The 633-nt window shown below is 45.0% G+C and carries 1 protein-coding gene; it reads left to right on the top strand.

The genetic code is table 11. The features are described 5' to 3' along the window. Window positions 1-633, top strand: a 633-nt coding sequence (locus R7Z47_RS25435; protein WP_318130838.1) for a hypothetical protein, incomplete at both ends; no start/stop codon positions are given.

Below are 633 nucleotides of genomic sequence, written 5' to 3'. Positions count from 1 at the left end.
GATATTTTAGCGGGAGCGTTGGATAACGTTCTGTTCAAACCGAGTGAAAACTACCCGGTTGGTGGTGGTCAAAATACGGTGAAAATTAACATCGAAGGCGAAATCACAGACGTTGCCGTGTTTGACCAATCGACATTGATCAATCCGGGCGATAACGTAGATGTGCGCATCTTTACCGACGACGTGACATTTGAAGTCACGCCTGTCGTGGATGACATTGTAATTACGGGAACCGATCCAAGTCAGCCTATCGTCGTGACGGGTGATGAAGATACGTTGATTTCACTCAACCAGTCAGGTACTGGCGTTACGATCAGTCTGACCGACGATGATGGCTCTGAAAGCTTTGTTTCACTTAAGCTGACTGGCATTCCGAATGACTTTGTTGTTGAGTCTAATTCATCCGATTACATTGTGAAAAACGCAGGCAATGGCGAGTGGAGCATTCAAGTTAAAGACTTGACGCAAACTTCTATCGACTTGAGCGATATTCAAATTAAGCCGCCAAAACACTTTAGTGGTGAAGTTGAAATCGGTATCTCTGTCTTCATTCAAGAAGAGTTGTTGAAAGTGCCTACCGAGCGAAACAGCAACTTTACGTTAGTCGTTAACCCGATTGGCGACGATGTGGAT

Origin of the sequence: Vibrio sp. 1641, from assembly GCF_033339995.1 — a bacterium.
GTDB classification, from domain to species: domain Bacteria; phylum Pseudomonadota; class Gammaproteobacteria; order Enterobacterales; family Vibrionaceae; genus Vibrio; species Vibrio alginolyticus.
This window is presented reverse-complemented; position numbering and strand designations above follow the sequence as displayed.